The 26,699-nt window shown below is 70.0% G+C and carries 33 protein-coding genes; 15 read left to right on the plus strand and 18 right to left on the minus strand.

Annotated elements, in window-relative coordinates; all coding sequences use genetic code 11:
* The first annotated feature begins 48 nt into the window (after positions 1-48).
* Genes ACUZ2Y_RS00735 through ACUZ2Y_RS00745 form a run of 3 tightly spaced genes read left to right on the plus strand, consistent with a single transcriptional unit; the run spans position 49 to position 3,259 of the window.
* Positions 49-1,338 (plus strand): tetratricopeptide repeat protein, encoded by a 1,290-nt coding sequence (locus ACUZ2Y_RS00735; protein ID WP_476325871.1) that lies wholly within the window; start codon positions 49-51, stop codon positions 1,336-1,338.
* Positions 1,335-2,933, plus strand: a complete 1,599-nt coding sequence (locus tag ACUZ2Y_RS00740; RefSeq protein WP_476325873.1) for a High-affinity nickel-transporter — start codon at positions 1,335-1,337, stop codon at positions 2,931-2,933. The genes ACUZ2Y_RS00735 and ACUZ2Y_RS00740 overlap by 4 nt, the downstream gene beginning before the upstream one ends.
* An 8-nt stretch (positions 2,934-2,941) precedes the next feature.
* Positions 2,942-3,259, plus strand: a complete 318-nt coding sequence (locus tag ACUZ2Y_RS00745; protein WP_476325874.1) for a hypothetical protein — start codon at positions 2,942-2,944, stop codon at positions 3,257-3,259.
* 30 nt (positions 3,260-3,289) lie between these two features.
* On the opposite strand, the gene ACUZ2Y_RS00750 is transcribed toward ACUZ2Y_RS00745, so the two are convergent.
* Entirely contained in the window at positions 3,290-4,723 is a 1,434-nt protein-coding gene (locus ACUZ2Y_RS00750) for a phospholipase D-like domain-containing protein (RefSeq protein ID WP_476325876.1), read from the minus strand.
* A 108-nt stretch (positions 4,724-4,831) separates the two neighbouring features.
* Here ACUZ2Y_RS00750 and ACUZ2Y_RS00755 point away from each other — a divergent pair, with 108 nt between their 5' ends.
* Complete coding sequence (locus tag ACUZ2Y_RS00755; RefSeq protein WP_476325878.1) at positions 4,832-5,062, plus strand: hypothetical protein; 231 nt, start codon at positions 4,832-4,834, stop codon at positions 5,060-5,062.
* Here the strand turns inward: ACUZ2Y_RS00755 and ACUZ2Y_RS00760 are convergent.
* The gene (locus tag ACUZ2Y_RS00760; protein WP_476332160.1) at positions 5,038-5,166 is read right to left on the minus strand and encodes a hypothetical protein; all 129 of its coding nucleotides are present in this window, start codon (positions 5,164-5,166) and stop codon (positions 5,038-5,040) included. The genes ACUZ2Y_RS00755 and ACUZ2Y_RS00760 overlap by 25 nt on opposite strands.
* On the opposite strand from ACUZ2Y_RS00760, the gene ACUZ2Y_RS00765 reads away from it, so the two are divergent.
* The 5 genes from ACUZ2Y_RS00765 (at position 5,108) to ACUZ2Y_RS00785 (ending at position 9,125) form a co-directional block, all read left to right on the plus strand.
* The gene (locus ACUZ2Y_RS00765; RefSeq protein WP_476331492.1) at positions 5,108-5,416 is read left to right on the plus strand and encodes a hypothetical protein; all 309 of its coding nucleotides are present in this window, start codon (positions 5,108-5,110) and stop codon (positions 5,414-5,416) included. The two genes, ACUZ2Y_RS00760 and ACUZ2Y_RS00765, sit on opposite strands and share 59 nt — an antisense overlap.
* Positions 5,367-6,929, plus strand: a complete 1,563-nt coding sequence (locus tag ACUZ2Y_RS00770) for a patatin-like phospholipase family protein (protein ID WP_476325880.1) — start codon at positions 5,367-5,369, stop codon at positions 6,927-6,929. Before ACUZ2Y_RS00765 ends, ACUZ2Y_RS00770 begins: the two co-directional genes overlap by 50 nt.
* A gap of 188 nt (positions 6,930-7,117) precedes the next feature.
* The gene (locus ACUZ2Y_RS00775) at positions 7,118-8,221 is read left to right on the plus strand and encodes a serine hydrolase domain-containing protein (protein ID WP_476325882.1); all 1,104 of its coding nucleotides are present in this window, start codon (positions 7,118-7,120) and stop codon (positions 8,219-8,221) included.
* Positions 8,222-8,422: 201 nt separating this feature from the next.
* A complete protein-coding gene (locus ACUZ2Y_RS00780) occupies positions 8,423-8,689 on the plus strand; it encodes a DUF1876 domain-containing protein (protein WP_476325884.1) in 267 nt (88 codons plus the stop codon).
* 124 nt (positions 8,690-8,813) lie between these two features.
* Positions 8,814-9,125, plus strand: a complete 312-nt coding sequence (locus tag ACUZ2Y_RS00785) for a hypothetical protein (protein ID WP_476325886.1) — start codon at positions 8,814-8,816, stop codon at positions 9,123-9,125.
* Positions 9,126-9,173: 48 nt separating this feature from the next.
* Here the strand turns inward: ACUZ2Y_RS00785 and ACUZ2Y_RS00790 are convergent, their stop codons facing one another.
* From ACUZ2Y_RS00790 to ACUZ2Y_RS00800, 3 genes are all read right to left on the minus strand, one after another.
* The gene (locus ACUZ2Y_RS00790; RefSeq protein ID WP_476325888.1) at positions 9,174-9,467 is read right to left on the minus strand and encodes a hypothetical protein; all 294 of its coding nucleotides are present in this window, start codon (positions 9,465-9,467) and stop codon (positions 9,174-9,176) included.
* 113 nt (positions 9,468-9,580) lie between these two features.
* Positions 9,581-9,778, minus strand: a complete 198-nt coding sequence (locus tag ACUZ2Y_RS00795) for a hypothetical protein (RefSeq protein ID WP_476325890.1) — start codon at positions 9,776-9,778, stop codon at positions 9,581-9,583.
* Between the two features lie 28 nt (positions 9,779-9,806).
* Entirely contained in the window at positions 9,807-10,289 is a 483-nt protein-coding gene (locus ACUZ2Y_RS00800) for a quercetin 2,3-dioxygenase (RefSeq protein ID WP_476325892.1), read from the minus strand.
* Positions 10,290-10,354: 65 nt separating this feature from the next.
* On the opposite strand from ACUZ2Y_RS00800, the gene ACUZ2Y_RS00805 reads away from it, so the two are divergent.
* Both ACUZ2Y_RS00805 and ACUZ2Y_RS00810 read left to right on the plus strand, forming a co-directional pair.
* Positions 10,355-10,960 (plus strand): TetR/AcrR family transcriptional regulator, encoded by a 606-nt coding sequence (locus ACUZ2Y_RS00805; protein ID WP_476325894.1) that lies wholly within the window; start codon positions 10,355-10,357, stop codon positions 10,958-10,960.
* A gap of 13 nt (positions 10,961-10,973) precedes the next feature.
* Positions 10,974-11,333 (plus strand): carboxylesterase family protein, encoded by a 360-nt coding sequence (locus tag ACUZ2Y_RS00810; protein WP_476325896.1) that lies wholly within the window; start codon positions 10,974-10,976, stop codon positions 11,331-11,333.
* A gap of 3 nt (positions 11,334-11,336) precedes the next feature.
* On the opposite strand, the gene ACUZ2Y_RS00815 is transcribed toward ACUZ2Y_RS00810, so the two are convergent.
* Positions 11,337-11,723 (minus strand): DoxX family protein, encoded by a 387-nt coding sequence (locus ACUZ2Y_RS00815; RefSeq protein WP_476325897.1) that lies wholly within the window; start codon positions 11,721-11,723, stop codon positions 11,337-11,339.
* Between the two features lie 164 nt (positions 11,724-11,887).
* Complete coding sequence (locus ACUZ2Y_RS00820; protein WP_476325899.1) at positions 11,888-12,142, minus strand: DUF4242 domain-containing protein; 255 nt, start codon at positions 12,140-12,142, stop codon at positions 11,888-11,890.
* A gap of 44 nt (positions 12,143-12,186) precedes the next feature.
* On the opposite strand from ACUZ2Y_RS00820, the gene ACUZ2Y_RS00825 reads away from it, so the two are divergent.
* On the plus strand, positions 12,187-13,212 hold the full coding sequence (locus tag ACUZ2Y_RS00825) for an AraC family transcriptional regulator (RefSeq protein WP_476325901.1): 1,026 nt from the start codon (positions 12,187-12,189) through the stop codon (positions 13,210-13,212).
* Between the two features lie 9 nt (positions 13,213-13,221).
* A complete protein-coding gene (locus ACUZ2Y_RS00830) occupies positions 13,222-13,632 on the plus strand; it encodes a nuclear transport factor 2 family protein (RefSeq protein WP_476325903.1) in 411 nt (136 codons plus the stop codon).
* A 4-nt stretch (positions 13,633-13,636) separates the two neighbouring features.
* Here ACUZ2Y_RS00830 and ACUZ2Y_RS00835 read toward each other — a convergent pair whose 3' ends face one another.
* The 3 genes from ACUZ2Y_RS00835 to ACUZ2Y_RS00845 all read right to left on the minus strand — a co-directional run bounded on the left by ACUZ2Y_RS00835 (position 13,637) and on the right by ACUZ2Y_RS00845 (position 15,714).
* The gene (locus ACUZ2Y_RS00835; RefSeq protein WP_476325905.1) at positions 13,637-14,323 is read right to left on the minus strand and encodes a hypothetical protein; all 687 of its coding nucleotides are present in this window, start codon (positions 14,321-14,323) and stop codon (positions 13,637-13,639) included.
* Between the two features lie 162 nt (positions 14,324-14,485).
* Complete coding sequence (locus tag ACUZ2Y_RS00840) at positions 14,486-14,908, minus strand: VOC family protein (protein ID WP_476325907.1); 423 nt, start codon at positions 14,906-14,908, stop codon at positions 14,486-14,488.
* Between the two features lie 83 nt (positions 14,909-14,991).
* Positions 14,992-15,714, minus strand: coding sequence for a carbonic anhydrase family protein (locus tag ACUZ2Y_RS00845; protein ID WP_476325909.1), 723 nt, complete (start codon positions 15,712-15,714; stop codon positions 14,992-14,994).
* 292 nt (positions 15,715-16,006) lie between these two features.
* On the opposite strand from ACUZ2Y_RS00845, the gene ACUZ2Y_RS00850 reads away from it, so the two are divergent.
* Positions 16,007-16,549, plus strand: a complete 543-nt coding sequence (locus ACUZ2Y_RS00850) for a hypothetical protein (protein WP_476325911.1) — start codon at positions 16,007-16,009, stop codon at positions 16,547-16,549.
* Positions 16,550-16,571: 22 nt separating this feature from the next.
* On the opposite strand, the gene eat is transcribed toward ACUZ2Y_RS00850, so the two are convergent.
* A complete protein-coding gene (gene eat / locus ACUZ2Y_RS00855; protein ID WP_476325913.1) occupies positions 16,572-18,035 on the minus strand; it encodes an ethanolamine permease in 1,464 nt (487 codons plus the stop codon).
* A 124-nt stretch (positions 18,036-18,159) separates the two neighbouring features.
* Between eat and ACUZ2Y_RS00860 the strand changes: the two genes are divergently transcribed.
* Positions 18,160-18,819 (plus strand): MOSC domain-containing protein, encoded by a 660-nt coding sequence (locus tag ACUZ2Y_RS00860; RefSeq protein ID WP_476325915.1) that lies wholly within the window; start codon positions 18,160-18,162, stop codon positions 18,817-18,819.
* A 4-nt stretch (positions 18,820-18,823) separates the two neighbouring features.
* Here the strand turns inward: ACUZ2Y_RS00860 and ACUZ2Y_RS00865 are convergent, their stop codons facing one another.
* The 7 genes from ACUZ2Y_RS00865 to ACUZ2Y_RS00895 all read right to left on the minus strand — a co-directional run bounded on the left by ACUZ2Y_RS00865 (position 18,824) and on the right by ACUZ2Y_RS00895 (position 26,594).
* The gene (locus ACUZ2Y_RS00865) at positions 18,824-21,148 is read right to left on the minus strand and encodes an ATP-binding protein (RefSeq protein WP_476325917.1); all 2,325 of its coding nucleotides are present in this window, start codon (positions 21,146-21,148) and stop codon (positions 18,824-18,826) included.
* Between the two features lie 70 nt (positions 21,149-21,218).
* On the minus strand, positions 21,219-22,463 hold the full coding sequence (locus ACUZ2Y_RS00870; protein ID WP_476325919.1) for an RNA polymerase sigma factor: 1,245 nt from the start codon (positions 22,461-22,463) through the stop codon (positions 21,219-21,221).
* 42 nt (positions 22,464-22,505) lie between these two features.
* A complete protein-coding gene (locus ACUZ2Y_RS00875) occupies positions 22,506-22,925 on the minus strand; it encodes a YciI family protein (protein WP_476325921.1) in 420 nt (139 codons plus the stop codon).
* Positions 22,926-23,080: 155 nt separating this feature from the next.
* Entirely contained in the window at positions 23,081-23,626 is a 546-nt protein-coding gene (locus ACUZ2Y_RS00880) for an aminotransferase class V-fold PLP-dependent enzyme (protein WP_476325923.1), read from the minus strand.
* Between the two features lie 70 nt (positions 23,627-23,696).
* Positions 23,697-24,623 carry an anti-sigma factor RsbA family regulatory protein gene (locus ACUZ2Y_RS00885; protein ID WP_476325924.1) on the minus strand — a complete coding sequence of 309 codons (927 nt, stop codon included), beginning with the start codon at positions 24,621-24,623 and terminating at the stop codon, positions 23,697-23,699.
* A gap of 188 nt (positions 24,624-24,811) precedes the next feature.
* Complete coding sequence (locus tag ACUZ2Y_RS00890; RefSeq protein WP_476325926.1) at positions 24,812-25,255, minus strand: hypothetical protein; 444 nt, start codon at positions 25,253-25,255, stop codon at positions 24,812-24,814.
* A gap of 4 nt (positions 25,256-25,259) precedes the next feature.
* The gene (locus tag ACUZ2Y_RS00895; protein ID WP_476325928.1) at positions 25,260-26,594 is read right to left on the minus strand and encodes an O-antigen ligase family protein; all 1,335 of its coding nucleotides are present in this window, start codon (positions 26,592-26,594) and stop codon (positions 25,260-25,262) included.
* Positions 26,595-26,699: the final 105 nt, after the last annotated feature.

Below are 26,699 nucleotides of genomic sequence, written 5' to 3' on the forward strand. Positions count from 1 at the left end.
CACGCCCGCGTGCGCCCGGGGTCCCGCGTTCCCTCGGAGGTATCCCGCATGTCTGCCACCCCCCGACGCAGGCGGATCGTCGCCGTGGCGGTGATCGTCGCCGGGGTCGCGGTGCTCGCCGCGAGCGCCTCGACCCTGTTCTCCCGCCCCGGAGTGCCCACCGCGTCGGCGCCGAGCCAGTCCGCGCTCGACCGCACCGTCGACGCCGCCCAGGCCAAGCTGCGGCGCCTTCCTGACGACTCCGCCACCTGGGCCCAGCTCGGCATCGCCTACGTCGAGCAGGCCCGGGTGCGTGCCGACCCGAACTACTACCCCAAAGCGCAGGGCGCCCTGGAGAAGTCGCTGAAGCTGCGTCCGGAGGGCAACGCGGACGCGCTGGTCGGCATGGGCGCGCTGGCCAACGCCCGCCACGACTTCGCCGCCGCCCGCGGCTGGGGCGAGCAGGCGAAAGCCGTCGCGCCGGACACCGCCGAGGTCTACGGCGTGCTGGCCGACGCCTACACCCAACTCGGCGCCGCCGACGCCGCCACCGACGCCGTCCAGCGGATGCTCGACCTCAAGCCCGGCGTTCCCGCGTTCACCCGCGCCGCCTACGACCTCGAACTCCACGGCCGCGTCGACGAGGCCCGCGCGGCTCTCGAGCGCGCCCAAGCCGCCGGGTGCGGCGTGTTCTGCGACTACCTGCTCGGCGAGTTGGCCTTCGACACCGGCGACCTCGACGGCGCCGCCCGGCACTACGCGGACGGACTCCGAGCCGACCCGCGCGACGTCTCGTCGCTGCGTGGCCGGGCGAAGGTCGCCGCCGCCCGCGGTCAGACCGACGACGCGCTCGCCGACTACCGCGACGTGGTCACCCGCGCGCCGCTGCCCGAACACCTCCACGACTACGCCCTGCTGCTGGCCGCCGTGGGCCGGCATGAGGAAGCCGCCACCCAGTTCACCGTCCTCGACACGCAGCGCGAGCTCGCCGAGGCGGCGGGCGCCACCGACGACCTCGACGGCTCCGTGATCGCCGCGGACCGCGGCGACCCGGCCACCGCGCTGCGGCTGGCGCAAGCCGAATGGGGCAGGCGGCAACCGGTCCTCGTCGCCGACGCGATGGCGTGGGCCCTGCACCTCAACGGCCGCGACGCCGAGGCCCTGACTTTCGCCGACCGGGCGGGCGCGCTGGGCTGGCGCAACGCGGGCCTCGCCTTCCACCGCGGGATGATCCTGCACAGCCTGGGCCGCCCGACCGAGGCCGCGACGGCACTGGAACAGGCGCTCGCGACCAACCCGCACTTCGCCGACGCCGCGACCGCACGGCAGACCCTCGAGACCATCCGGGCGGCGAAGTGAAACGCCTCGCGATGGCCATCGCCGTCGGTCTCGGCGTCCTCGTCGCCGCGCCGGGAACCGCGGCCGCGCACCCGCTGGGCAACTTCACGGTCAACCACTACAACGGGCTGACGCTGTATCCCGACCGGATCGACCTGCGCGCCGTGGTCGACCTGGCCGAGATCCCGACCGTGCAGGAACGCCCCGAGATCTCCGAGGGCTACGCGGGCGAACAGTGCGCCGCGGTGCGGGACAGCATCGCGCTCTCGGTGGACGGGGCCGCGGTCTCCTGGGGAGCGCCCCGGGCGTCGTTGGAGTTCCCGCCCGGCGAGGCGGGACTGGCCACGACCAGGCTGACGTGCGAGCTCAGCGCCGCCGCCGACCTGCGCGGGCGGGCCACACTGGACTTCCGTGACACGTTCCGTGACGACCGCGTCGGCTGGCACGAGCTGACCGCGCGCGGCGAAGGTGTTGCGCTGCTTGATCCCCCGGTGCCTGCCACGACCGTGAGCGACGAGTTGCGGGCCTACCCGGACGACCTGCTCGCCGACCCGCTGGACGTGCGCGCGGCGACACTGCGGGTGCAACCCGGTGCGGGTGGTCCGGGCGTGACGGGAGTGGTGGCAGGCTCCGGGTGGTTCGGCTCGGCGATGGCGGGTATGACCGGCTGGTTCACCGATGTCGTGGGAACCAAGGAACTCACGCCGCTGGTGGGCCTGCTTGCCGTGCTGCTCTCGCTGGTCCTCGGCGCTTCGCACGCGGCGCTGCCCGGGCATGGGAAGACGGTGATCGCCGCCTACCTCGCCGGACGGCAGGGAACCACGCGCGACGCGGTGCTGGTCGGCGCGACGGTCACCATCACGCACACCGCCGGGGTGCTCGTCCTGGGACTGGTGATCAGCGCGTCCAGCGCGGTCGCGGGGGAGGGCGTGCTCGCCGTGCTCGGCGTGATCAGCGGTCTGTTGGTCGCCGGGATCGGCGCGGCGCTGTTGCGCTCGGCTCTGCGGCACAGTCGGGCGGCGGTCACCCAGCCAGTGGCGGTGCCCGCGTTGGTCGGTGCGTCGGTCCCCGCGGGAACTGCCGGTATGCCAGGCCAACCAGAAGGCGACAGCCACGGCCACGGCCACGGCCACGAAGTCGGCCACAGCCAGGGGCCCGAGCACGGCCACGGCCAGGGGCTCAAGCACGGTCACGGGCACGGCCACGGCCACGAAGTCGGCCACGGCCAGGGGCTCAAGCACGGTCACGGTCATGAGCACGGCCATGGGCACGGTCATGGGCATGGCCACGGAGTCGGGCGGGCCGGTTTGATCGGCATGGGGGTCGCGGGTGGGCTGGTGCCCAGCCCGTCGGCTCTTGTCGTGCTCCTCGGCGCGGTCGCCCTCGGCCGCACCTGGTTCGGCGTGCTGCTCGTGCTCGGCTACGGCCTCGGGATGGCGGGCACCCTGACCCTCGTCGGCGTCCTGCTCGTCCGGATGCGCGACCGCCTACAAAGCTTGGAACGGCTGCGCCACCGGGCTTCGCGGTTCACCGCCCTGATTCCCGTGCTCACCGCCACCCTCGTACTGATCGTCGGCATCGGCCTGGCCGTGCGCGCGGCGGCCGGACTCGGATAGGACGAACCATGCGCAAGCCCCTGATCGCCCTCCTGTTGGCCTTGTCGGCCTGCTCGTCGCCCCCGGACCCCGGCCCGAGATTCGACGACGAGGGCCAAGTCCAACTCACCTGCATGAAGCACCAACCCGCCGCTCCCGGCCCCCGCTACACCGACGACGCCCTCCGGCGCACCGAGGACAGCCTCGCGCTGCTCAAGTACTACACGGCCAACGGCAAGAAACCCTTCTGCGACGCCGCGCCCGCCACCGAGACCGACCGGGCCTGGGCGCGGCTCTACGTCCGACTCGGCGCGGACCGGACCAACGTCGCACCATTGGCGGGATGAGTCCGAGGAGTTCGGCCGTGAGCACTTCACTCACCCGTCCACCAACAGGCCGCGCAGTGGGCCTTGCAGTCTGCCGGATCGGCGGGACACGCCGGGGAGCAGTGTGAGGCGGTGGGTTCGTGGTAGGCCTTGTGTTTCTCGGTCGGCTTGTTCGCGGGCTGTGGGGCGCCAGATGTGGTCGATCACGTGGGTGGGGTCACCGGCAAGGTCGTGTGGTGGGCGTTGTAGGTGTTCGGACCATAGGCGCAGCCGGGTGTCCTTGATGAGTTTGGTGTCGTCGGTGGCGATGTTGACTTCGGTGTCGTTGAACAGTGAGTGCTCGTTGAGGTTGGCGGATCCGATGGTCATCCACTCATCGTCGATGATGGCGAGTTTCGCGTGGACGTAGACCGGTGCGGACTGCTCGCCGTGGTGGGCGGTGATGGTGGTGGCGAGGAGGCGGTGGTTGCCGTCGTCGGCGTCGAGGAGTCTGCCGAGTTGCCCGCGGGTGGTGTCGGCGCCGTTGCTGGGTTTGCGGGGGAGCAGGAGCACGATGCGGAAGTCGTCGTGTGGTGGGTCGCGCAGTTTGTCGATGAGGACGTCGGCGATTTCCGGTGACCAGAGGAACTGGTTCTCCAGATATATCAGGTTGTGTGCGGAGCGTAGGGCCCGCAGGTAGCCGTCGAGGACGGTGAAGTCGCCTTGCGGGATGAAGTCGTAGGTTTTGTCGGGGATGGTGCGCAGCATCTGCGCGGTGCTGTTCCCGGCCGGGGCGCTGACCCGCGGTGCGGGCAGGTTTTCCCCCGCGACTTCGGTCCATCGTCGTCGGAAGTGTTCGGCGACGTCGGCCACGACTGGTCCTTGGACCCGTATGACCAGGTCGTGCCAGCCGATGGGGCGGTCGGCGGGGTGGGCGTTGCTGTCGTGTCGGTCGCCTTGCAGGGCGGTGAAGTCCAGGCCGCCGACGAAGGCGGTCTCGTCGTCGATGATGACGATTTTCTCGTGGTGGCAGTGCATGGTCCGCTCACGGGAGTCGAGCACGCACCGCACGGTTGAGCCTCGGGTGAACTGCTCGTGTGCGTCGCGCACGATGGTGCGGGTCGGTTGGAACAGGGGCACCGGGGGCCCGGCCCAGAGCAGCATCCGCACGTCCACCCGCTGCGCCGTTGCGGTGAGCAGTTCGCGAAGGGTGTGGGCGCCGGGGGATCGGGTCAGCCGGAACTCGGGGCTGGCGTGCCAGTTCGCGATGTGCACGTGCGAGCCCGCCTGCTCGATCGCGTCCTGGATCCCGGCGAGGGCGTCCTGGCCGTCGATCAGCACCTCGATCCGGTTGCCCGAGCGCACCGGCGCCCGCTCGCTGAACCGGCCCCGTGAGCCCGGGTTGAACACCTCCGACCAGCCCAGCCCACGCAGCCGCCGCTGGTGATGGGCGCACAACAGGTGCTCCACACCATCACCGAGCCGCTCATCCACCTTGTCGATCAACCTTCGAAGAGGGTTCACCACCTCATCGCACTACAAATCCGCCGTGATCGCCGAAGAGACACACCCATCCCGATGACATAGCGCGGTAGCGGAATCGACAGGAGGCCTTTGCTCGACATCGGCGTACTCACCTGGATCCTCACCGTCGGGCTGATCACCGCTGTCGACCTGCTCGCCGCCGTCCCCCGCCCGCACCGGGTGGGGGTTCGTGAGGCGGTCGCGTGGTCGGTGTTCTACATCGCGGCCGCGCCGGCGTTCGGAGTGTGGTTCGGGATCGCATACGGCGGTGAGTTCGGCGGCCAGTATTTCGCCGGCTACATCGTGGAGAAGAGCCTGTAGGTCGACAACCTGTTCGTCTCCGTGATCATCATGACGACGTTCACCGTGCCGGAGGAGCACCAGCACAAGGTGCTGACCTTGAGGATCGTGCCGGCCTTCGTCATGCGCGCCATCTTCATCGCGGTCGGCGCGACCCTGCTGACACTTGTTCTCCTTCATGGTCCTGCTGTTCGGCCCGCTGCTCATCTTCACCGCCGCGCAGCCGCACTCCGCCGTCCCCGCGGGCGTGAAAGGCGGGTAACGCGGCCACGTCGCCTGCCGACCCATCTCCAAAGGGGCAATTGGCCCGGGGGAGGGATCAGCCATGAGTGCGAACCCTTGGCACGCCGAATCCGAATCACCCGAGCGTGTTGACGTGTACCTGTCCGGAGGCGGGTACCGGGCGGCGCTCGGCGCCATCGGCGTCTTCCTGTTCTTGTGGCACGAAGGCCGATGGCAGGCTGTGCGGAGAATCGTGTCGGTGAGCGGCGGGGGCATCGTCAACGCGCACCTGGCCCTTCACCGGCCCGCGGAGGCCGAGGTGGCTCCGGGTTTGGTCGACCTGTTCAACCGCCTGACCTCCCGGCGGAGGACCCTGCAGACCCTTGCCATCGCTGTGGCGCCGTTCCTCGTCATACTGGTCGGTGCCACCTGGCTGGCTACCGGACTCCCGCCGGCAGCGGTGATCATCATCGCCTTGTCCGTGTTCGCGATCCTGTTGTCGTTCTTCGTCCGCTTCTGGCTCCACCTGCTGTTTCGCGGGATGGTCGGCACGGCACGGCTCGACGACCTGGGCGGGACCGACTGGACCGTGGAGCATGTTTTCGCGGCCACCGACCTGAGTGACCACGGATCTGTCTTCTTCGTGACGAACCCGATCCAGCCGCAGGTGTGCTCCCTGCGACGGGGTTACCTGGACGGCCGGGACATCAGGTTCATCACGGTGCTACGGGCGACCGCCGCGCTTCCGCCAGTGGCTCCGCCGCCACGGGTACGCATCCGGCCGACTCCGGCCAAACGGGACTCCCCGATCGCGGACCGGCCCTACCTGTGGGAATCAGCCAGCACGGTCACGGTGAAGGCGTGGCTGACCGACGGCGGGGTCACGGGCAATCTCGGAGTGCAGTTGGACTCCGCGTTCGCCCCCGACAACGTCGCCCTGCTCGAGCACGCCATGGCCAAGACGATGCGCGGCCAGTGGGACGCGGCGCGGTACACCTGTCCGCGACACGAGCCGCAGGTGGTGTGGCAGTGCTGCGCGTGCCGCGCCGAGACTTACGTGGTCGATTGTTCCGGGCTGAGTCCGAGGCCTTCGCGGACGATTGACGCCCTGCTCGGCATCCCCGTCCTGGGGTGGCCTGCCTATCTCGGCCGCAGCTTGCAGGTCATGTACGAGTCATCGCTCATCGACGACCAGGCGAACGCAGGCGACGCGCTCGTCGGAGTCGTGCGCACCGACCAGATGATCAGAAGAGTCGCCACCAAGAACTGGCCGCTGAGCACCTCGACCAGCTCCATGGAACGCATGGCCGTCGCCGGCAAGGTCCTCGCCAACATGGAGCAACTCGCCAACCCAGCGTTCCAACGGGAGCTGGGGATGTCCGACCTCATGAGGGCTTGCTACATCGCACGGTCCGCCGCGGCGGAGGTCAAGACCGGGCTGTTCAGCATCCGGCCCGACGTGGCGGCTCGCGTGGTTGCCGGCGGATTCCTCAATGCCTGCCTCAACGCCCACGGCCCACTCGCGTTCGACCGGGCGGAGCAAGGGATCCGGGACTTGGCACAGCTGCTGGGTCCCGACGTCCGACTGGGCGAATGGTGGCAATCCGTCACCGAGGAGATCGCAGCACCACCGCAGCCAACGCCCGGCGCCGTTCCGTCCTCCTGATTCTGGCCGGCGACTGTTTCGCGCCCCGGCGACTCGACGGCGGAGGGGTTTTGCCGGGTTGGTCCCGCCAAGACCCCTAGGGGGCGACCTACGCCCAAGGAGTGATCCCAGCCCTACCTGAGGATGAGGTGCGCTCAAAGGATCTTGGGGAGACTCGAGCTGTCAGTGACGGTTTCGGGAGGAAACAGATGACGATCAGGGGAATGCGGTCCGCCGGGGTGCTGGCGGCTGTGATGGCGCTCGCGGTCACCAGCGCGGCGGGTGCGACCGCGCAGGTGTCGGGGGTCGACCGGGGTGTGGTGCAGGCTGGGCTGGACAAGATCGCGGCGGACGGTGCCGCGGGGGTGCAGGCTCGGATCACCGACCGCGGGGAGTCCTTTACCGCCCGGGGCGGGGTGGCCGAGGTTGGTCGGCACCGGCCGGTGCCGACCAACGGGCACTTCCGGATCGGCAGCATCACCAAGACCTTCGTCTCGACGGTGACTCTGCAACTGGTCGGTGAGGGCAAGGTCGGACTGGACGAACCGGCGTCCACTTACCTGCCCGGTCTGCTGCCCGACGGCGACGTCATCACGGTGCGAAACCTGTTGCAGCACACCAGTGGGCTCTACAACTACACGGACGCGATGCCACTGGATCCTGCCGGTTTCGAGACCATCCGGTTCAAGCACTACGAGCCGCGCGAACTGGTCGCGATGGCCACTTCGCGCCCGCTGGAGTTCCCACCGGGCACCAAGTGGAGTTACTCCAACACCAACTACATCGTGATCGGCCTGCTGATCGAGAAGGTCACAGGCACGCCGTACGAGCAGGCGGTGCGGGACCGGATCCTGCGCCCGTTGCACCTTTCGCACACCAGTCTGCCCGGCGACCGGGTTTCCATGCCCCAGCCGCACGCGCACGGTTACTCGCAGCCGACCAGCCCGCCGGTGGACGTCACCGCGCTCAACCCGTCCTGGGGATGGGCCGCGGGCGACATGATCTCCACCACCGCGGATCTGGACCGGTTCATTTCCGCGCTGCTGCAAGGCGAACTGCTCGCGCCCGCGCAGTTCGCCGAGCTGACCAGGAGCCTGCCGTTCACCGAGGGGTACGGCCTTGGCATCGCGGAGATCTCGCTGCCATGCGGAGTGACCGTGTTCGGCCATAACGGCGGCATTCCCGGCTACGCCAGCGTCGCGGTGAGCACCAAGGACACCAAGACCCGGCTGGAACTCTCGATCACCACCGGACCGGTCGCCGGTGAGTTCTCCGGGGTCGACGAGGTGCTCGACGAGGTGTTCTGCCCGTAACCAGATGCCGGGGTCGGCGCCCGCGCCGACCCCGGTCTCGGGCGCCGCTGGTGAGGTGCGGTGACGCACCGACGGCAACGACGGGCTGACCTGCGTGCACGGCGCGACGGGCGGATACTGGAAAGTCGGGTAGGCCGTGCGGTGGATGTGGGCAACTGTGTGGAGACAGCCAAGCTGGAACTATTCGCGGAGAGGTGCGCGATGACCGAGGTCAAGCTCTGGCACATCGAGATCGTCATCGACGAGCACACCGAACGGACTCGGGCCAAAGCCCGGCTCACCACCCCCGAGACGACGCTGGTCGGGCTCGGGCTGGCCCGGCTCAGTCCGGACGACACGAATGTCCCCGAGATCGGTGACGAACTCGCGGTTTCCCGGGCGTTGGCCGATCTGGCGCACCAGCTGCTTGAGAAGTCCGCCTCCGACATCGAGGGCATCACTCATCTCCCGGCCCATCTCACTCGCTGACGCTCAGCTGGCCGCGCAAGGTCTCGCTCGCTCAGCGTTCCCAGCGCTCGCGTGACCAGCCGCGCTCGCGGACGAGCAGCAGGTACAACTCGGGGCTGAGCAGGCCGTACAGCAGGTCAACCGGGTGTTCTGGAGCTACCTGGGCGACATCCAGTCCGGGGTGCTGGAACAGACCTACCTGACCCCGCTGCCCTTGGCCGCGCTCATCCTCGGCCGCCAGGTCGCCGCCGTGGTCTCGGCCCTGCCCACCGCGCTGGCGGTCCTGGCCACCGGCGTCGTCGCCATCACCGTCCAGGGCGGGGAAGTTCCCTTCGACGCACAGGTGATCGTGCCGCTGGCCGCCATCGTGGTCGGCACGTGCGGGCTGGCGCTGATCCTGTGTGGACTGACGCTGGTGCCCCCTAGGTCACTGGTCCTCAAGGCCGCGACAAGCTAAGTGCCACAGGTGTCGTTCTCGACGTGAACCGCTTTACGACCGTGGTCGCTAGCTGCCCACGGTGCGGGCGCACGCGACGCAGATCGGGACCCGGTGGCGGATCGCGAGCAGGGTGGCTTCCCGGTCCGCGCCGCAGACCGGGCAGGCCAGGTCGACGGCGATGTCGAGGCTGAGGAGGACCAGGTCGGGGGACAGGACGTAGACGGTGAGGATCGTGGCGGACCATCGTTCGGAGACGATCACCTGCAGTTGGGCGAGGACGCGGCGCCGGGTGGGCGCTCGGGACCGGGGCCGTCGCCCGCAGACGATGAACCGAGCGCGCGTTTGCCGATGTGGTCCCACCCGACACCTCCGAGAATCGGGCAGTACCCCGAAACGACGCGTTCACGCCTGTCGAGAGCCGAACGTGTCCATTTCGGTTCCGCGCCGCCGAGCACGGGGGTGCGGAGTCGATCTCAGTCGATGGCGCCGAACGAACCCTCGGGGTGGATGTCGACGCTGGTGACGCGGCCGGTCTCGCCGTAGTGGGCGGTCACGTCGAAGCGGATCGGTGACGGCGGACGCGTCGGTGGGCCAGGCGGGAGCAGCTTGAACACCGGTTGAAGCGACGCGGTGCGCACGGGCGGCCCAGGCGGGAAGGTCACAGTGATCATCAGGTGGCTTCCATTGCCAGTCGGGTGATCAGGCGTCGAACGGGGGTGGTCCGAGAATCTGGATCGCGCCGGTGGCGCGCGCCGCCTCCCCGATGCGGCCGAAGTCGACCGGGATCGCGGGGCTGCCCTCCGGCGCGGGCTCGCTGGCCAGGCGGTAGAACTCCTCGTCGCCGCCGGGGGTGTGCAGGCACAGCAGGCGGGTCGTCGGCGAGATGACCTTGAACGCGTGCGGGACGCCGCGCGGCATCACGGCGACGTCGCCCGGGCGCAGTGTCCGGTGTTCCCCGTCGAGGTACAGCGAGATCTCGCCGTCGAGCAGGTAGAACGTCTCGTCCACCTCGGGGTGCAGGTGCAGCGGGGTGACCTTGCCCTGTTTCATCTCGTCCTCGAACAGCAGGAAGGCCCCGCCGGTCTCCGCGGGGGTCGCCTTCCACGTCATCAGCCCGCCACCGCAGAACCACCGCCGCTCACCCTCGCCGCTCGCTCGCACTGTCGCGTTGAGTGTCTTCATGGTGGGCCTGCTTCCAAGTTTATGGGACTTGAGTCCCATGATGAACGTACGGTACCGTGAATGGCATGTCAAAGCCGTACGAGCTCGCCGGCCGCACCCGCCAGAAGATGCGCACCCGCAACGAGCTGATCGCCGCGGCCCGCGAGCTGGTGGCCCAGGGCGGCGCGGTGCCCACGGTCGAGGAGGCGGCGGCCGCGGCGTCGATCTCCCGCACGACCGCCTACCGGTACTTCCCCAACCAGAAGGCGCTTCTCGTCGCCGCCCATCCCGAGACCGAGGCCACCACGCTGCTGCCGCCGGATGTGGGCGACGACGTGGAGGAGCGGCTTCGGGTCGTCGTCACGTCGCTCATCTCGCTGATCGTCGAGTCGGAGCCGCAGCAGCGGACCATGCTGCGACTGTCGCTGGAACCCGACACCACCGCGCACGAGCTGCCGCTGCGCAAAGGCCGCGCGATCGCGTGGATCGAGGACGCGCTCGCCCCGCTGCGGCCGGAGCTGACCGAGCGGGGCGTGCACCGGCTGGCCGTCGCGATCCGCGCGGCGGTCGGCATCGAGTCGCTGGTCTGGCTCACCGACGTCGCCCGGCTGCCCCGCGAGGACGCGGCCGAGCTCATGCGGTGGTCGGCTCAGGGCCTGCTCACACACGCCCTGGCCAACGGGACCTGGTGAGCGTCCACTTCGCTTGCGGTCGCCGACCCGGCCTCCTCGATCAACTCACCAGCGCCTTCGCGAGTACCAGGGGCTGAATCAATTCGAGAACCGGCTGCGACGCGCCGCCGACACCGAGTACCCGCCGACCCTGCCGCCCGGCGCCGCGCACAGCTCCGACATCGGCTACCTGTTCCCGGACAACGAGTTCACCGCGAAGCTGACACCGGCCCAGCGCACCCTGTCCGACCAGATGATCGACTACTGGGCCAACTTCGCCCGCCACGGCGACCCGAACGGCTCCGGCCTGCCCGCCTGGCCCGACTTCACGCGGGGCGACCACGTGCGGTCCCTGGCCCCGGAAGCCATCGGCGGTGTGGACTACGCGGCCTGAGGCTCAGTCGCGATGCGCGCGCCGCACGCGCAGGGCCCAGGCGATCAGCGGCAGCTGTGCGGGCAGCCGCAGAACCGCGCCGACCCGCATGAGGAGCGGCTTGCCCGCACGGTGGTAGTCGAGCGCCATCTTGACGTTGCCGGGCAGCACCGCGACGAACAGCAGCGCGGCGAGCAGGCCGCCGAGCCGCCGGGTGCGCGGCATGGCGACGGCGGCCGCGACCCCCAGTTCGGCGGCGCCGGACCCGTAGGTCCACAGCCGCGGCTCGCCGGGCAGTTCGCGCGGGACCATGTTGTCGAAGAAGCGCGGCTGAAGAAAGTGCGCCATCCCGGCGATCCCGAGGAACAGCGCCAGCGCGGCGGCGGGTCGAGCGGACTCATCGTCGTGCATGGGAGTCACTCCAAGATCGAGGTTCGCGCGCACCCGCGCGGGTCGGCGGCATCATCATCGCTGACCCGCGATGCCACGGCCGAACTGGACCGATTTGAGTGAAGCCGCCGCGCGGCAGTGGCGGGCCCGGGCGCTCGCGGGCCGCCGCTGTCGTGGCGGGCGGGTCAGCTGCCCTCGACCACTTCGTAAATGTGGTCGGCCACCAGGCCGTGGGCCTCACGGTGCACCCGGACCGCGGATTCCGCGTCCGGCGCCTCGACGAGGCAGAACACCTTGCCGTTCACCTCGTCGACCCAGTAGCTCTTGTAGTTGACGCCGTACTGGGCCTGGGTGTCGAGATCGGCCTTGTGCGCGCCCGCCACGTCGGCCGCGGAGGCGCCGTCGGGGAGCTGGTCGTGGACGTCCATGAAGAGGGGCATTTCTCCTCCTTGCGTCGGGATGCGGTTCTGTCACCATCAGTCTCATGCGGGGTCGCACCCAGACCCATGACCGCGCGCCCGCCGTACCTGACCGGGACGCCGCGGTAGTGGCTTCGGCCGACGCGCTCGCGCGGCTGCGGCTGCGGGGCGCGATCTTCCTGCGCGGGGAGTACACCGAGGGCTGGAGCTACGAGTCGCTGCCCGCCCGCGACGCCGCGTCGCTGCTGCACCCGGGGAGTCCGCGGGTGATCCTGTTCCACGTCGTCGCCCGCGGGCGGTGCTGGATCGAGACCGGGCAGGACCGGCACTGGGCCGAGGCGGGCGACGTGATCGTGCTGCCCTACGGCGACGCGCACCGGATGGGCGGGGCCACCGAGGCCGAGCCGGTCTCGGTGCTCACCCTGATCGAGCCGCCGCCGTGGGCGAGCATGCCGGTGATCCGGCACGGGCGCGGCGGTGAGCGCACCGACCTGGTGTGCGGGTATCTAGCGTGCGACGACCCGCTCTTCGACCCGCGGCTGCGCGCGTTCCCGCCGGTGTTCGTGGTCCGGCCGCCGGACGGGCGGGCGCGAGACTGGGTGCGCGCGAGCATCGAGTACGCCGCCGACCAGACCTCCCCGGTCACCACGCACCGCATAGCGGCGCCGCAGGAGTTGCCGGAAGTGTTGTTGCGCGAGGTGCTGAAACTGCACCTCGCGGGTGCGCCCGCGGCGCCGACCGGCTGGATGGCGGCACTGGGCGACCCGGTGCTCGCGCCGCCGCTGGCCGCGATCCACGAGTCGCCCGAGCTCAAGTGGACGGTCGCCGACCTGGCCCATGTCGCCCGCGTGTCGGCCACCGTGCTCGACGAGCGGTTCCGCGAGGTCCTCGGCATCGCGCCGATCCGGTACCTCACCGGCTGGCGGATGCACGTCGCCGAGGACCTGCTCGCCAGGCCCGACCTCGGGATCGCGGCGATCGCCCGGCGCGTCGGGTACGAGTCGGAGGAGGCGTTCAGCCGCGCCTTCAAACGCAGGCATGGCCACGCCCCCAGCGTGTGGCGGGCGGGCGATCAGACCGAGACCACCTGAGAGGCCTCAATGGACGATCCGGATTTCCTCACCTGGGTGAACACGCGACTGCGCGCCGCTGAGAGCGCCCTGCACAGCGGCGACGCGCGACCCCGGCGCGAGATCTGGTCGCGCCGGGAGCCGGTCACCATCCTCGGGGCCATGCGGGTGGCCGTTGGTCGCCCGGAGGTGGACGCCACGTTCGACTGGCTCGCCGAGCGCTTCTCGGAAACCCGGTCGTATGAGTTCGAGCTGCTCGCCGCCGATGTGGTCGGCGACATGGCGTACACCGTCGGGTACGAGCACATCGAATGCCTCACCGATGGCGAGCCCAGCAAATACACGCTTCGCGCCACGCAGATCTACCGCCGAGAAGACGGCGAATGGAAAGTCGTGCACCGACACGGCGACGCGCTCGAGACACCCCGGCAAACAACCTGAGGTGTTACTCGAAGTCGGCCGCGAGCCGGGGGAACACCTCGCATTTCGTGGGTGTCCCCTCGATTTCGAACACGCCGTGCTGGAAGTCGTGGTCCTTGGTGACCGTTTCACCTGGGGCAGCGGAAAAGCCCCAGGTCGACGCCGCGACCACTTTGCTCGCGGCGTTTCGGCAGATCAGCACGGAGAAGTGGTTCTCGATGGCTTCGCCGTAGCTGTTCGTGAACGAGGTCTTCACCTGCCATGGTGTCCGGGTGCCGTCGCCGCCGAGCGTCGCCTTCTTGCCCGTGAAATCGCCGTCTCCGGCCGGCTTCACCTTCGCGTCGGTCGGCTTGAGGTCGACGGTGACCTTGGCGGGCATCTTCGTGCCGACATCCATGGCGACCGGGATCGTGCTCGACGCGGGCAGCACCACGACCGCGGAATCCCCGATCGCGGACACTGGAGCCCCCGCCGCGTCCACCGGGTGGAACTCGATCCTGGCCACGACCACACGGGACTCGTTGTTGCGCACGACGGCGAACATCCGGCCGGTCGCCGCGCCCGTCTCGACGACCTCGATGTCCGCGGATTTCTCGGTGGACTGCCCGGCGGGCCGCTCCGACGTGGCCCCCGGGGCGCTCGACCCGGCGTCGCCGCCGCTCTGGCAGCCCGCCGCCAGCACCGTCGAGGCGATCACGGCCAGGGACAACACGGATCGAGGAAACCCACGAACAGCTCCAATCAGGTGATCGGACAACGGAGACACCCCAGCTGTCGGGTCACGCGCGTGTCATCCCCAGCGGCCGACATAGCGGCAGCGACGCGGACGCGAGCCTATCGGCCGAACGCGGACCGCGTCGGCGAAACGGCCAAGTCAGCCGTTCGCTTGCGCCTCCCGGTACTCGCGTTCCAGCACCGCGCGCTCGGCACCGCTCGCCTCGACGCAGAACTCGTTGCCCGCCGGGTCGGCGAACACCATCCAGCCCCGCCCGTTCGGCTTGCGCCGGTCGTCGACCACCTTGGCCCCCAGCGCCGCGATCCGTTCGACTTCCTCGTCTCGCGGCTGGTCGGGCTCGAGGTCGAGGTGGACCCGGTTCTTCAGCGACTTCGTCTCCGGCACCCGCACGAACAGCAGCGTCGGCTGGCCGGCGGGCACCGCCAGGCCCACCTCGTCGTCACCGGGCGCGTCCTCCGGGTCGACCGGGAAGCCGAGCACCTGGCCCCAGAACTCGGCCAGCGCGTACGGCTCGTGCGGAACAGCGCAGTCAAAGGTGATGTGGCGGACGACTGATGTCACTGGATCTCCTGGTTCGGCGGACAACCTGCGCGGACCATAGGCCGGCACCCGCGCTCCGGTCGCCCCGATATCGGCGCTGCCGCTCAGCCGTTCCACGGATTCAGCACCAGGGTCCGGCCGTTGAGCGGTTGGACCGCCCGGGCGTTGCCACTGGTGAACATCCCCTGGAAGCGCGCGATCGTCGACGGCGACACGGTCAGGCCCGTCGTCAGGTACCACCGCACCCCTTCGGTGAACGGCGCGGTGGTGAGCGAACCGGTGTAGCCGAGCATGAGGCGGTTGGCGGGCAGCAGGGTCGCGAGATTGATGTCGGGCACATCGACCGGTTCGCCGCATTCGGGAGCCAGCCTGGACAACACTGTGTCCACAGTGGACACAATGGACCCAGCGGATCGAGTGCCCGGGCGCAGCGGCACGCCGATCACCAGGAGCCTGCCGTCGGCGGCGCGGTGGACCAAGTGCATCTCCAGCGGGTCCGCCCGACCGCCGAACCGGTGCTCCGCGGGCGTGTGGAAGTGGAACTGGACCAGGTCGTAGCGCACGCCCGCCAGCATCACGTGTCCGGAGCCCGGTTCGACCGCGGCCTCCTCGGTCTCCTCCGCGTGGCGCGTGACGCATCCGGCCGGGCTGGACAGGTCCTTGCGGACGTACTCCAGCTCCACATCCGTGCGCCCATAGGAGATCGAGAGCTTTGGCTGGGCGGGGTCGAATCTGATCGCGTCGAAAGTGACGTCGATCGGGCTTTGCGCGGGCTCCCGCGACTGCGCGGCCCCGCCGGTGGCGGTGACCATCGCTGCGGCAAGCACGAGAGGAACAATGATGAGGCCACGACGTGCCACGGGCTCAGAACCTTTCGGGTCCTGGACGGACGTCGATACGTTCGTCCGGAGTGATCACCCAGGTGGATGACGCACAAGAGAATGAGCCTGATCTTTGACCCTCTGTTGACCCATTCGCAAGTTCCGGGAAACGGGCATAAGCGGGAGAATCCGGCAAACGGGCTGAATTCACAGCGCTAGATAAGGTGATTTGGACTACTTTTCGGTCAATCCCGCCGCTGGGCCTGCGCCACGGGGGCAATGCCCATACGTTCGGACCGTGTCCCTACGGAACCACCTTGTCGCCCTCGCCCTAGCCGCGTCCGCGGTCGCCTCGATGACGCCGGCGGCGACGGCGGGTCCGGTGTGGACACCGGGACCGTGCGGCGGGAGCGAGGGCGTCACCGTCGCGGTCGATCTCACCGGGGCGGGCCGCCCGGACGTCGTCGTCCGCTGCGCTCACGGCGACCACGGCGACGCGCGGACCGCACTCGAACGCGCGGGATTCCCGGTGCACGCCGGTCACCACCTCGGCGCGTACCAGGACCGCGACTATGTCTGCCGCATCGACGGGCTGCCGACGTCCGACCCGTGCGCCGGGCACTTCGACGGCGGGCCGTACTGGAAGGTGTGGCGGGTCGGCGTCGACCCGCTCTCGTGGCGGGGCGCGATGACCGACGGCGGACCGGGCGCGGTGCGCACGTGCGGCGGCGCCCTGGTCGGTTTCAGCTTCGGCGTTGGATCGCCCCAGGACCCGAACGTCATGACGGTGGCACCGAACGAGGTCGTCACCGAGCCGGGCTGGCTGCCCCCGGTCTGCTGACGCCGTGACATGGAGGGCGCGGTCAGCTGAGTTCGGCTTCGGCGCGTTTGATTGCGGCGAACTCTTCTTCTGGGGCGTTCGCCACTAGGTGGTGTCGGCTGTAGAACCAGAAGTAGGCCAGGGCGGCGAGAAAGATGGCGCCGGTGATCGCGGCGGCGACAAGGTCGACCAGGAAGGTGGCGATCACCGCGGCCACCGCGAGCACCAAGGCCACGCCGGTGGTGATGGTGCCGCCCGGGGTGCGGTACGGGCGCTCCAGGTCCGGTTCGCGCTTGCGCAGGACGATGTGGGACAGGTTCAGCAGGACATAGGACACCGTGGCGCCGAAGACGGCGATGTTGATGAGCAGCGCGCCCGCGGCCGCCGGGTCCTTCGCGGCCAGGACGGTGGCCAGGACGAAGCCGATGGTGCCGGGGACGATCAGCGCGAGGACCGGTGTCTTACGCGAGCCGGTCTTCGACAGCCAGCGTGGCACGTAACCGGCCCGGGACAGCGCGAACAGCTGGCGCGAGTACGCGTAGATGATGGAGAAGAAGCTGGCTACCAGGCCGGCGAGGCCGACGTAGTTGATGATCTGGCTCAGCGCGTTCTGCCCGCCGTAGGCGAGCTTCACCGAGTCCACCAATGGGTTGTTCGAGTTGGCGATCGCGGCCGAGCCGGAGCCGCCGGGGGCGACCAGCAGGATCAGCGCGGCGAACACGGTCAGCGCGCCCATCGCGGCGATGATGCCGCGCGGCATGTCCCGCTTCGGGTCGCGTGCCTCCTCCGCGGCGAGCGGAACCCCTTCCACGGCGAGGAAGAACCAGATTCCGTAGACGAGCGCCGCGAGCACGCCGGTGACGCCGAACGGCAGGAACGCGCTGGCGCCGACCGCGTCGGTCGCGGGGATGTCGAGCAGCTTCCCGGCGTCGAACTTCGGCACCATGCCGACCACGAAGGCCACCAGCGCCACGACCGCCACCGCGGTGATCGCGAACATCACCCGCAGCGCCTCGCCGACCCCGCGCAGGTGGATGCCGATGAAGATCAGGTAGCAGGCCAGGTAGACCGGCCAGCTGTTGGTCAGCCCGAACAGTCCGAGTGCCTCGACGTAGCCGCCGATGAACACCGCGATCGCGGCCGGGGCGATCGAGTACTCGATCAGGATGGCCACACCGGTGGCGAACCCGCCGAGCGGGCCGAGCGCCCGCCGCGCGAAGCCGTAGCCCGCGCCCGCGACGGGCAGGGCGGAGGACATCTCCGCGAGCCCGAACACCATGCAGCCGTACATGACCGCCATCAGCACGGTCGCGATGAGCAGCCCACCCCAGCCGCCCTTGGCCAGACCGAAATTCCAACCCGCGAAGTCGCCGGAGATGACATAGGAGACCCCGAGTCCGGCCAGCAACAGCCACCCCGCGGCACCCCGCTTGAGCTGCCGCTGCCGCAGATAGTCCGCGTCGACCTCGCTGTATTCGACGTGAGCGCGCTTCCGTTGCACGGACACGGTGCCTCCCGAACTGGGTTCATGGGCCGTGGGCAGTCCTTGAAGTGTGCTGGAGGGTCGCCGGGGGTGTCGGTGTCACGAGGGAGTTCCGACCCGGATGGCCTAGTGGCGCACAGGGCATCGAATGGCGGGGTCCATCCCGACTCGTCTCGCCCGCTGGGCGTTCGTGGGCGACCGGGTCGTCGAGTCGGGCATCCTGAAGGTCTGCGGTGAAGCGATCAAAGGAACCACGCTGGTGTCTGACCTCGGCACGGTAGTCGCTGTCTGTCGGGACGGCGGGCACCGCTTCGGCAAACCCGTCACCCCGTCGATCACCCTGCTCGCCGGGCTCGGGGTCGAGGGCGACGCGCACGCGGGAGTGACCGTTCAACACCGGTCGCGGGTCGCGGTCGATCCGACCCAGCCCAACCTGCGCCAGGTCCACCTCATCCATGAGGAACTGTTCGAAGAGTTGGCCCGCAACGGTTTTCGGGTCGCCCCCGGACAGCTCGGCGAGAACGTCACCACGCGTGGGATCGACCTGCTGACGCTGCCCCGGCACACCATCCTGCGGCTCGGCGCCGACGCCGTCGTCGAGGTGACCGGGCTGCGCAACCCGTGCGCCCAGATCAACGCCTTCCAGCCCGGACTGCTCAAGCAGGTCGCCCACCTGGCCGCCGACGGTCACCTGGTGCGCAAATCCGGGATCATGGGCATCGTGCGGCACGGCGGCCGGATCGAAGCGGGTGACCCGATCCGGGCCGAGCCGCCCCCGCCGCCGCACCTCCCGCTCGAACGGGTGTGAACTCTCAGCCGACCGGCGGGCCGCTCGCGACCCACACGGCGATCTGGGTGCGGGTGGTGAACTCCAGCTTGGTCAGGATATGCGCGACGTGCGATTCGGCGGTGCGCTGGGCGATGGTGAGCCGCGCGGCGATCTCCCGGTTGGTCAGGCCTTCCGCGACCAGCCGGGCGATCTCGAACTCGCGCTTGGTCAACAGGCCCAGCCGGTCCGAGTCGACCGCGGGCTCGGCGGTGTCCTCCTCCAGCGCGTAGTGCATCGCGAGATCACTGGGCAGCGCGCGCCCCTCGGCGAACGCCTTCTGGAACGCGGGTGCGCCGAGGCACTGCCGGTTCAGCTCCAGGTACTCGCGGTGGGGCTGGTCGAACACCGTGGACATGCTCGGTGAACTGCCGATCGCCGACCAGATCGCGCTCGCCGCGCCCAGCAGCATCGCGGCCCGCACGTGCCTGCCCTGCCGCTGCGCGACCCAGGCGAGCAGGTCGGTGCTGAACGCCTCGCCGAGGCGGTTGCCGAACTCCCGTTCCAGCCGCAACGCCTCCTTGGCCGACTGGTCCGCCGCCTCCACATCGCCGTAGGTGATCTCGACCTGCGACAGACCCCACAGCGCCCAGGCCCGCCAGAATTTCTCCCCGATCGCCGCGCTGGTGTCGATGGCCTCCTGGAGCATCGTCCGACCCGCGGCCGGGTCGCCACCGAGGCCGAGCGTGTACCCGTAGATGAACAAGGTGAACAGCTCACCGCGCAGTTCGCCGTGTTCGCGGAAAGTGGGCAGCACCCGCGCGAACGCCTCGGCCGCCTTGGCCAGGTCGCCGCTGAACAGCGCCGCCATGCCCCACGCGTGGGCCAGGTACGCCTCCTGGACCGGGTCGCCGGTGGCCGCCACGAGGTCGCCCGCCTGCGTCAGCCGGTCGACCCCGGCCGGGATGTCGCCCTGCAGCAGCGCGAACCAGCCGGACATCCGAAGCGCCGCGACGCGTTCCGGCGCGTCGGGGGCCGCCGCGGCCAGCGCGCGGTCGAGCCACAGGCGTGCCTCGGTGTGGAAGCCGCGGATGCCCCAGTAGTCGTCGACGCGGGTGGCCATGCGCAGGCCCACCACCGCGTCGGCGGGGTCGTTGACGCAGAAGTCGAGCGCCACGCGCAGGTTCGCGTGGTCCTGGCGCAGCCGGTCCACCCAGGCCACCTGCCGCGCGCTATGCCACTCGGCCTCGAACCTCGCGGTCAGAGCGGCGTACCAGTCGCGGTGCAGCCGCGACACCCGCGCCTTGTCGCCCGCGCGGTCGAGGCAGTCCTGGGCGTACTCCCGCAGTGTTTCCAGCATCCGGAAGCGGGCGACCCCGTCGTGCTCCTCGCGGACCAGCACCGACTTGTCCAGCAGCGCGTCGACCAGGTCGAGCACCTGCGTCGGCTCGACTCCCGGGCCACCGCACACGGCTTCGGCCGCTTCGAGGTCGAAGGTCCCGGAGAACACCGAAGCGCGCTCCCACACCAGTTGCTCGGGGCGCGAGCAGAGCGAGTAGCTCCAGTCGATCATGGCGCGCAGCGTCTGCTGGCGGAGCGGCGCCGTGCGCGTGCCCACCGTGAGCAGTGAGAGGCGCTTCGACAGGCGCTCGACCATCTGCCGCACCGACATCGACCGGCACCGCACGGCGGCCAGCTCGATAGCCAGCGGCAGGCCCTCTAGGCGCTCGCATAGCCGCGCGAGGTCGGCGCAGTTCTCGTCGGTGACCGCGAACGACGGCAGCACCGCGGTCGCCCGGTCGACGAAGAGCCGCACGGCGTCGTAGTTCGCCAGCTCGGCGGGGGAGCCCGCGTCCTCGCTGCGCGGCACCGAGAGCGGCGGCACCATCAGCAGGTGCTCGCCCTCGACGCTGAGCGACTGCCTGCTGGTCGCCAGGATCACCAGCTTCGGGCAGGTCACGATCAGCCGGTCGACCAGGTCGGCGCAGGCCCCCACCAGGTGTTCGCAGTTGTCCAGCACCAGCAGCGCCGACCGGGTGCGCAGGTGCTCGATGAGGGTGTCGGTCGCCGCCCGCGCCGACTGGTCGCGCAGGCCGAGCTTGTCGGCGACCAGGTTGGCCAGCAGTGCGGTGTCGCGCAGCTCGGCCAGCTCGACGAAGGTGACCCCGTCGCGGAACTGTTTCTGGGCGCCCGCGGCGATCCGGCCCGCCAGTCGGGTCTTGCCCACCCCGCCCGGTCCGGTGAGCGTGACCAGCCGGACCGTTCCCAGCAGCCGGCGTGCCTCGGCGATCTCGTGCCGCCTGCCGATATAGCTCGTGACGTCGACGGGTCTGTCCGCCGGGACGCCCTCAACCACCATCGCTTCGCTCAAGGTTCCACCGTGGTCCGTCGACTAGACGAGAGTCACGCAGTGTAACCCAGGTCACGGGCGGCGCCCACGGTCAGTGCGCGGCGATCCGGCTGAGCAGGAGCGCGCGCTCCCGTTCGTTGCGGGTGAGCTGGGCGGCGCGTTCGAATTCGGCGCGGGCCTCCTCGGCGCGGCCGAGTTTCGCCAGCAGGTCGCCGCGGGTGCTGGGGAGCAGGTGGTAGTCCCTGAGGGTGGGCTCGTCGCGGAGTTCGTCGAGCAGTTCCAGCCCGACGGCCGGGCCGAAGGCCATGCCGATCGCGACGGCGTGGTTGAGCTCCACGATCGGCGACGGCGCGACCAGGGCCAACGCTTCGTAGAGGCCGGCGATCCGCAGCCAGTTCGTGGCCTCGGGGGTGCGGGCGTTGGCGTGGCAGGCGGCGATCGACGCCTGCAGCGTGTACGGGCGGCCCAGGCCGCCGAGGGTTTCGGCCGTCTTCAGCGCGGCGAGGCCGCGCCGGATCAGCAGCTGGTCCCACCGGGCACGGTCCTGCGCCAGCAGCAGCACGGGCTCCCCGCCGGGGCCGATCCGGGACCTGGCGCGCGACGCCTGGATCTCCAGCAGCGCCACCAGCCCGTGCACCTCGGGCTCGCGCGGCATGAGACCGGCGAGGACCCGGGCCAGGCGAAGCGCGTCCTCGCAGAGGGCGGGCCGCATCAGGTCCTGGCCCGCGGTGGCGGCGTACCCCTCGTTGAAGATCAGGTAGATCACCCCGAGGACGGCCGCCAGGCGGGCGTCGCGTTCGTCCTCGGCCGGGACTTCGAACGGGACACCCGCCTTGGCGAGGGTCTTCTTGGCCCGCACGATCCGCTGGGCGATGGTCGACTCGGCGACCAGGAACGCCCGGGCGATCTCGTCGGTGGTGAGCCCGCCGAGCATCCGCAGCGTCAACGCGACCTGCGCCTCGGTGGTCAGCACCGGGTGACAGGCGGTGAACACCAGGCGCAGCAGGTCGTCGTCGATGTCGCCGACACCGGTGCTCGCGTCGGGCGTGTGGTCGCTCTCGGTGTCGCGGCCGATCTGTTCGAGCTTGCGCCGGTAGTTCTGGTCGCGCCGGTTCAGGTCGACCGCGCGGTTCTTGGCCGTGGTCATCAGCCACGCGCCGGGATTGCGTGGGATTCCCGTCTCCGGCCACTTCTCCAGCGCGGTGACCAGGGCGTCCTGGGCGAGTTCCTCGGCCAGCCCGATGTCGCGAACCAGCCGCGCCAACCCGGCGATCAGGCGGGCCGATTCGATCCGCCACACCGCTTCCACTGCCCGCCGCGCGTCGGTAGCCGTCACTCCGGGATCAAATCAGCTACCGATGCGCGCGGCCAAGGCAGGTCAGCCCTTCTCGACGGCCGCCCGCAACTCCTGTTCGTGCGCCTTGACCTCCGGCGAGGCGTTCTCGAAGTCCTCGACGGTGAACACCTGGCGAATCTCGATCTGCGACTCGCCGCCGGTCGTGTTCGGCACCCGCTTGACCCACTCGACCGCTTCCTCCAGCGACTTGACCTCCAGCAGCCAGAACCCGGCGATCAGTTCCTTGGTCTCGGCGAACGGGCCGTCCACCACGGTGCGCTTGTCCCCGGAGAAGTGGACCCTGGCGCCCTTGGCACTCGGGTGCAGCCCCTCACCGGCGAGCATCACACCGGCCTTGACCAGCTCGTCGTTGAATTCCATCATCTCGCGCAGCATCTCGTCGCTCGGCTGCACGCCTGCTTCGGATTCCGCTGTCGCCTTCACGATCACCATGAAACGCATCGTCGTCTCCGTTTCGGGTCTGTCGGCCGGGTCCATCCTGGCCTCTACTGAAGCGACGATCGAGCCTGCCCCCGGATCGACACGCGCTCAAAGTTTTTTCGCGGCTCTTCGTGACCGGTGTCGACCGGGGTGTCGGCGAACATCACCCGGCAGGGTCAGCGCGAAGCAGAAGCGAGCGCATCACGAACAGCCGAAACTGTGTCGACACTCGTGGAAGCATGCGGCGACAGCCGAACATGATCTCCACGAACAGTCGCAGCGATCCCGGCGCGGCGCAGAGCAGCCCCAGCGCCCTGACCATCCACCGGCTCAAACGTCACAATGTTGGGCCCCTGAGCACCAACGCGCCCACCCGCCGACCGAACCGCCTCGGCAAGTGCCTCGACACGCGAGGTGATCCGAGCCTCGATAGCCGCAATCCCAACACTTTCCACCAATTCAAGCGCACGCGCGAGCGCCCCCGAGGTAACCGGGCTCAGGTTGGTGATGTTCCAGCGCGCCGCACCGTCGGCGGGTGAGTGAACGAGATCGTCGAACAGCACCGGCTCCTGAGCCCCGGTCCAGCTCGACACCAACGGCTCCAGCCGGTCAAGCGCCCGATCCGACAGCACCGCGAACCCCGTTCCCCACCCCGCGCGCAACCACTTCTGGCCGCCGACGACGAGAACAGGTGGTCGGTCGTGTCCATGGGCATCACCCAACCCGGTCAGCCTCGGGCGGGCTCCGGCGCTTGATCGGGTAGAGAGTATGTCCCCTCGTCGGCGGCAACGCTCAGGCGCCGACGCGGAAGTGCGCCCGGATGGTGGTCGACCCGAGGTCGGTGTGGGTGCGGACGAGGTCGCTGACGTGGTGGACGAGCAGGAGCCCGCGGCCGCCTGTCTGCTCCGGCGATGACGGCTGCCTGCCCGCGAGCGGGTCGGTGAGCCTGCCGCTGTCACGGACTTCGCAGACGAAGAGGCGGTCCGTGGTGCCGAGCCGGATGCGGGCGGCGCCGCCGCCGTGGACGAGGCTGTTCGTGGCCAGTTCGGTGACGACGAGTTCGATGTCGGGGAGGCGTTCGGTGACCACACCGGCGCGGTCGGCGTGCTCGCGGGCGAGGAGGCGGGCGCCGGTCAGGTCCGGGCCCTCGACGAGGATTTCGACATGCCGGTCGAGATCGGGCAGCGCCTGGTTGTACCGGTCGACGATGTCCAGGGGCGCGTATCGCGTGCTCGCCCGGGTGCCTGCCGCGTCGATCAGGACCGGGTGGGTGGCCTCGGCGTCGGTGATCACCGACGGGGCCAGCTCTTCGGTGTCGTAAGGGCACAGGATGGTCGCGTCCCGGCCGGTGAAGGCCAGGTTGATCAGCGCTTCGTGCTGGGCGCAGGCCGGGTATTCGAGGTCGGAGCGACCCGCCCAGATCGGTTCGCCGATGATCCGCACCGGCCGGTCGGGGTGGCTGTCGGCGAAGCCCCGCAGCACGGTCGCGATGATGCGGCCGGGGTTGCGGCCCGCCTCGGTCATGTCGAGCATCCGCACCTCGTCGGCGTCCGCGCCCAGCGCGTCGCGGAGGAGCTTCAGGTTGGGGCCGGGCACCGCCACGGCCACCGGTTCGCCCGCGGCCCGCGCCGCCTGGATGAACGGCAGCGTCCCGTCGAGGTACTCGTCGGCGCCCCGGTAGAACAGTGCGGGATGCGCAAAACGCTCGGAAGCGGTCATCGACCTCGTCTGACCTCCATCGCTCGACCGCCGCTGTCGGGAACCGAGTCCACCAGCGTGCAGGCCATGGTCCGAAATGTACCCGCCGCGATGGCCACGTAAACGTGTGGAGTTGTCCAACCAATCGGGTCGGGCACGGTCAAGCCCGCCTGGGCCCGGCCGCTCGTGCGACCGGGCCCAGGCGTCACTCAGCGATCGATGTTGATGGTCGCGTTCGCGTTGTCGCTACCGCAGCCGTACGAGCCGCAGCCGTTGATGTAGCCGGTGGCCACGGCCTCACCCCGGCGGAACGCCTTGCCGTCGGAGGCGAGGACGGTGACCGTGGCGTGCTGGGACGTTCCGTCGCAGGTGACCTGGACCTGGCCCCCGCCGTTGGCGATCTCGCTGCCGACCCGCTGGGTCACGCTGACCGACAGGTTGGTGTAGTGCGACGTGTTGCAGGTGTAGTCGACGCCGATCTCGACAGCGGCGCCGCGGGCCACCAGGGTGGCCGACGACGACACCGACACGTCGAGGACGAGGCCGCCCGACTCGTCGGCCACCGCCGCACCGCCGGGAACCAGCAGCGCGCAGGTGATGCCGCCCGCGATGGTGGTCGCGGCCAGGACGGCCTTGGCTCGTGTTCGAATCATGTGTCTACCTTTCGTCTTCCCCATCGGATGGAAAGGGGTCTGTGGTGCCCAGCAGGGCCGCCGCGAACAGCGGGAGCGCCGGGATGTGCCAGATGAAGTCGAAGCAGGCGTGGACGATCAGCGCGGCGAACGCGGCGAGCACGCCCGCGCCGATGGCCGTCCGTCTGCCCCGGTGGAGTCGGCGGACGACGACGACCAGGAGCGCCGCGAGCAGCACGCCACCGATCACGCCGAGTTCGGCCAACATCTGCAGGTACTCGTTGTGGGCGTACCGGTAGACGCCGACACCGCCGTGCGCGCGGGCCACGTCGAGCCGGTCGAGGCCGGGGCCGACGCCGATCACCGGGTGCGCGGCGAACACCTGCCAGGCGGCGCGGATCGAGTCCCAGCGGTCCGGTGAGTCGACGGAGAACCTCGACCCGAAGTTCGCCAGGCCGGGGGTGAACACCGCCGCGACCACACCGGTCACGACGAGGACGGGGGCGAGCCGGAGCGGTTTGTCGGCGCGCAGACCGCCGACGGCCAGACCGAGGACGGCCGCCGCCACGGCTACCGCGACCGTGATCGCCGTCGGGGTGTCCGCCGTGATCGACGGCATCAGCCCGGCCGTCGCGATCGCGGCCCCGAGCAGGGGAGCTGCCGCGGCACGCGGCACCGGGCGGCCGACCGTCAGCAGGAGCACCACGAGGCCGATGCCGAACCCGAGCAGACCAGCCCGGCTCAGCGTCGCGACCAGCCCGGTGACCAGCGCCGTCGCGGCGACCCCGAGTCCGCGCGAGTGGATGTGCTTCGTGCGGATGGCCAGGCAGACCAGGGCCGCCATGGCGAGCACGGCCGCGGTCGCGTTCGGATAGGTCAGTGTGGACGACGCGCGCCACAGGCCGGGGCTCTCGAACCCCCAGGTCCGGTGGTGGGCGAGCACTCCGACCCAGCCGAGCGCGGCGACCACGCAACACGTCAGCAGCAGCCCGTTCACCAGTTGGGCCCGCGCGGTGTCGCGGAACTCGCGGCAGACACCCGCCAGGATGAGCGCGCCGACGATGAGAGCCGCGTAACGGGCGCCATCCGCCGCTCGGCCTGCCAACACCCCGTCCACGGCCGCCCAACCCGCCAGACCGGCGGCGCCCAGCACGATCGGCAGATCGCCCCGGCCGACTCGGGGTGCTGTGGGAAGGAGGAGCAGCGCACTGAACAGCACCACGCCCACCACCAGCGGAGCCCACCCGCGGTAGCCGCCTTGGAGGTACATCGCCAACGCGAGCCCGGACACGACGACAGCAACGGACGGCTCGACCCCGAGCAGCCCGTTTTTAGCGCGCGCTTCCCCCACCGCGTTCACGGGTATCCCCCAGTCGTCACCCGTTACGTCGGAGCGATCTTCGCACAGCGGGATGTGCCCGACAATCAATTACGCGTGATGTTCACCGGCGAGAATGGTCGCGAA

This window comes from Actinokineospora sp. UV203 (assembly GCF_056323665.1).

Excerpts from the sequence above, each read along its gene's own strand:
- ACUZ2Y_RS00735 (WP_476325871.1), top strand. The coding sequence starts at position 49 with ATGTCTGCCACCCCCCGACGCAGGCGGATCGTCGCCGTGGCGGTGATC.
- ACUZ2Y_RS00745 (WP_476325874.1), top strand. The coding sequence starts at position 2,942 with ATGCGCAAGCCCCTGATCGCCCTCCTGTTGGCCTTGTCGGCCTGCTCG.
- ACUZ2Y_RS00760 (WP_476332160.1), bottom strand. The coding sequence starts at position 5,166 with ATGACGAAGGCCGGCACGATCCTCAAGGTCAGCACCTTGTGCTGGTGC.
- ACUZ2Y_RS00770 (WP_476325880.1), top strand. The coding sequence starts at position 5,367 with ATGAGTGCGAACCCTTGGCACGCCGAATCCGAATCACCCGAGCGTGTT.
- ACUZ2Y_RS00775 (WP_476325882.1), top strand. The coding sequence starts at position 7,118 with ATGACGATCAGGGGAATGCGGTCCGCCGGGGTGCTGGCGGCTGTGATG.
- ACUZ2Y_RS00780 (WP_476325884.1), top strand. The coding sequence starts at position 8,423 with ATGACCGAGGTCAAGCTCTGGCACATCGAGATCGTCATCGACGAGCAC.
- ACUZ2Y_RS00795 (WP_476325890.1), bottom strand. The coding sequence starts at position 9,778 with ATGATCACTGTGACCTTCCCGCCTGGGCCGCCCGTGCGCACCGCGTCG.
- ACUZ2Y_RS00800 (WP_476325892.1), bottom strand. The coding sequence starts at position 10,289 with ATGAAGACACTCAACGCGACAGTGCGAGCGAGCGGCGAGGGTGAGCGG.
- ACUZ2Y_RS00805 (WP_476325894.1), top strand. The coding sequence starts at position 10,355 with ATGTCAAAGCCGTACGAGCTCGCCGGCCGCACCCGCCAGAAGATGCGC.
- ACUZ2Y_RS00815 (WP_476325897.1), bottom strand. The coding sequence starts at position 11,723 with ATGCACGACGATGAGTCCGCTCGACCCGCCGCCGCGCTGGCGCTGTTC.
- ACUZ2Y_RS00820 (WP_476325899.1), bottom strand. The coding sequence starts at position 12,142 with ATGCCCCTCTTCATGGACGTCCACGACCAGCTCCCCGACGGCGCCTCC.
- ACUZ2Y_RS00825 (WP_476325901.1), top strand. The coding sequence starts at position 12,187 with ATGCGGGGTCGCACCCAGACCCATGACCGCGCGCCCGCCGTACCTGAC.
- ACUZ2Y_RS00830 (WP_476325903.1), top strand. The coding sequence starts at position 13,222 with ATGGACGATCCGGATTTCCTCACCTGGGTGAACACGCGACTGCGCGCC.
- ACUZ2Y_RS00860 (WP_476325915.1), top strand. The coding sequence starts at position 18,160 with ATGGCGGGGTCCATCCCGACTCGTCTCGCCCGCTGGGCGTTCGTGGGC.
- ACUZ2Y_RS00875 (WP_476325921.1), bottom strand. The coding sequence starts at position 22,925 with ATGCGTTTCATGGTGATCGTGAAGGCGACAGCGGAATCCGAAGCAGGC.
- ACUZ2Y_RS00885 (WP_476325924.1), bottom strand. The coding sequence starts at position 24,623 with ATGACCGCTTCCGAGCGTTTTGCGCATCCCGCACTGTTCTACCGGGGC.
- ACUZ2Y_RS00890 (WP_476325926.1), bottom strand. The coding sequence starts at position 25,255 with ATGATTCGAACACGAGCCAAGGCCGTCCTGGCCGCGACCACCATCGCG.